This window comes from Rhodosalinus halophilus (genome assembly GCF_003298775.1).
GTDB classification, from domain to species: Bacteria; Pseudomonadota; Alphaproteobacteria; order Rhodobacterales; family Rhodobacteraceae; genus Rhodosalinus; species Rhodosalinus halophilus.
On record NZ_QNTQ01000038.1, the window covers coordinates 1 to 3,117 of the forward strand.

General features: G+C 62.9%; 1 tRNA gene and 1 rRNA gene. Both read right to left on the reverse strand.

Annotated features, from left to right (window positions below):
• Nucleotides 1-2,603 (reverse strand): 23S ribosomal RNA (locus tag DRV85_RS18715); the annotation flags it as partial.
• Between the two features lie 382 nt (nt 2,604-2,985).
• A tRNA-Ala gene (locus DRV85_RS18720) sits at nt 2,986-3,061 on the reverse strand.
• Between the last annotated feature and the right edge of the window lie 56 nt (nt 3,062-3,117).

Here is a 3,117-nt window from a genome sequence, read left to right on the forward strand (position 1 = left end):
TATAGTTACGGCCGCCGTTTACCGGGGCTTCAATTCGGAGCTCTCACTCCTCCTTTTAACCTTCCGGCACCGGGCAGGCGTCAGACCCTATACGTCGTCTTGCGACTTCGCAGAGCCCTGTGTTTTTAGTAAACAGTCGCCACCCCCTGGTCTGTGCCCCCGGACACTGGTTGCCCAGCACCCGGGCCTCCTTCTCGCGAACTTACGGAGGCATTTTGCCGAGTTCCTTCAACATCGTTCTCTCAAGCGCCTTGGTATGCTCTACCAGTCCACCTGTGTCGGTTTCGGGTACGGTCTGATGGAGGGCTATTTCCTGGAACCGCTCGGCTGCCGGACCAATCCGATAAGGTCCGACAACGGTCGCGATCCGTCACATCCTCCTGGCTCAGGACTATTCACCTGATTCCCATCGGCTACGCCTTTCGGCCTCGCCTTAGGGGCCGGCTCACCCTGCTCAGATTAGCTTGAAGCAGGAACCCTTGGACTTTCGGCGAGGGGGTCTCTCACCCCCTTTGTCGCTACTCATGTCATCATTCTCGCTCGTGATCTCTCCACCGGATCCCTCGCGGGCCGGCTTCACAGAGGATCCCCCGCGTCCATACCGCAGGCTGCGTGCTCGCACGCACCGCCGGTAAAAACGCATGGGATCACGTCACACGACGCTCCGCTACCAGTGCTTACGCACTCCTCGGCTTCGGCTCGTGGCTTGAGCCCCGTTACATCTTCGCCGCAGGACAACTTGATTAGACCAGTGAGCTGTTACGCTATCTTTAAAGGATGGCTGCTTCTAAGCCAACCTCCTGGTTGTTTTGGTCGTCCCACCTGCTTTCCCACTTAGCCACGAATTGGGGGCCTTAGCCGGAGGTCAGGGTTGTTTCCCTCTCCACGACGGGCGTTAGCACCCGCCGTGTGTCTGCCGAACAGTACTCCCCGGTATTCGGAGTTTGGTTAGGATCAGTAAGCCTGTGGGGCCCCATTACCCATCCAGTGCTCTACCCCCGGGGGTATTCATTCGACGCGCTACCTAAATAGCTTTCGCGGAGAACCAGCTATCTCCGAGTTTGATTGGCCTTTCACCCCTAGGCACAGCTCATCCCGATCCTTTTCAACGGATGTGGGTTCGGCCCTCCAGTGCGTGTTACCGCACCTTCAGCCTGGCCATGCCTAGATCACTCGGTTTCGGGTCTGATCCCACATACTCGACGCCCATTTAAGACTCGCTTTCGCTGCGCCTCCACCTAACGGCTTAAGCTCGCATGTGAGACCAAGTCGATGACCCATTATACAAAAGGTACGCCGTCACAAGACTGGACGCTGATGACAACCTTGTCTGGACCGACGCGCGGGGCGCGTCGGCACTCCGTGCCGGCCCCTGGCCGGTCGGGCCGCGATGACGTGGTCGCGGCGGGCTACTTCAGCGGCACGCTGACGCGCAGCTGCACGGTCTCTACCCCGGGATTGCGGTCGTAGAGGCCTGCGTTCGAGCGGTGATCGTAGGCCAGGCCCAGGCGCCAGCCCGACGCCGCCTCCCAGCCCAGCTCGAGGCCGGAACGGAAGACGATCGGCCCGCCGAGGTCGAGCCCGTCGCCGGCCTCGTAGACGCCGGTCATCGCGTGCAGCTCGGCGTAGAGCGGCCCGCCGCCGAAGCCGGTGCTCCAGGTCGCGCCATAGCCCGCCCAGATCTCGCCCCGCTCGCCCAGCGACAGACCCGCGGCATGGCCGAATGGGCCGGTCCGAAGGCCGGTGTCGTAGCGCAGGTAGACCTCGGCGCCCGGCGCGGCTTGCCGCTCGAGCACCTCGCCCGCGGACAGCGACAGCCGGGGGCTGTCCCGCGACTGTCCCAAGCATCCGCCCGCCGTGCCGCAATGATTGGCGCCCATGTCGATGAGCCCCGCCACCAGCAGCAATGCCGCGAATGTCCCGTCCGCCATGAGGCCGCTCCCTTTGCCCAGGTTCGGCCCCCTCTTTGGTTGTCATGAGTGTCCAGTCAAGCTCCGACTGCTTGTAGGCGTCCGGTTTCAGGGTCTGTTTCACTCCCCTCGTCGGGGTGCTTTTCACCTTTCCCTCACGGTACTGGTTCGCTATCGGTCAGCAAGGAGTACTTAGCCTTCGAGGGTGGTCCCCCGATCTTCGGACAGGATTACACGTGTCCCGCCCTACTTGATACGTCCTCTCACGCTTCCCGTACGGGGCTGTCACCCGCTATGGCCCGCCTTTCCAGACGGTTCCGGTCACGCTCGAGGCTCGGCTGGTCCGCGTTCGCTCGCCGCTACTGACGGAGTCTCGGTTGATGTCCTTTCCTCCGGGTACTTAGATGTTTCAGTTCCCCGGGTTCGCTCTTTGAAGCCTATGTATTCAGCCTCAAAGTACCTGGTTCAGCTTCCGGTCAGCCGCTTCGCCGCCACACCTCCCAAACCGGCCAAGGGCCGGCACGGAGCGTGCATTGCGAAGCAATAACCAAAAACTGTCAGGTGGGTTGCCCCATTCGGAGATCCATGGATCGAAGCCCATTCCCGGCTCCCCATGGCTTATCGCAGGGTATCACGTCCTTCATCGCCTCTTGCTGCCAAGGCATTCACCAAACGCCCTTCTCGCGCTTGATCCGATCCAGTGAGCGCAGATGGGTCTTGCCTGCCGTGCTCGCGCATCGCCAGGACACCCCGCACGGGCCCGCGGCTGGTTCGTCGCGCGCCCTCTCACCGGATCCGGAAGTCGTACATGTTTCCCATACGGACCCCCGAAGAGGTCCGCGGTCAGTGTACTTGACTTGGACAGCACCCCCTGCTCCGCGCGCACGCCCCGAAGGAACGCGCCGCCCGGGATGCCCGCCCACTTGCAGGCACCGAGGGTGCTGGTTTCGTATCTCTCTCAACGATGTCAATTCGTCCCCGTGGGACGGCCGGGCGCCCCTCGCGGAGGCGCCCGGCGATCCCACCGGATCGCGACCGGCGGTCAGGTCCATGTCATGCAGGCGGCACGCCGCGATGGTGGAGCCTACCGGGATCGAACCGGTGACCTCCTGAATGCAAATCAGGCGCTCTCCCAGCTGAGCTAAGGCCCCTTTCCTGAGTGGCCGCGCGAGGCGCGGCCGCACGCTCCGTGCCGGCCATGGCCGGC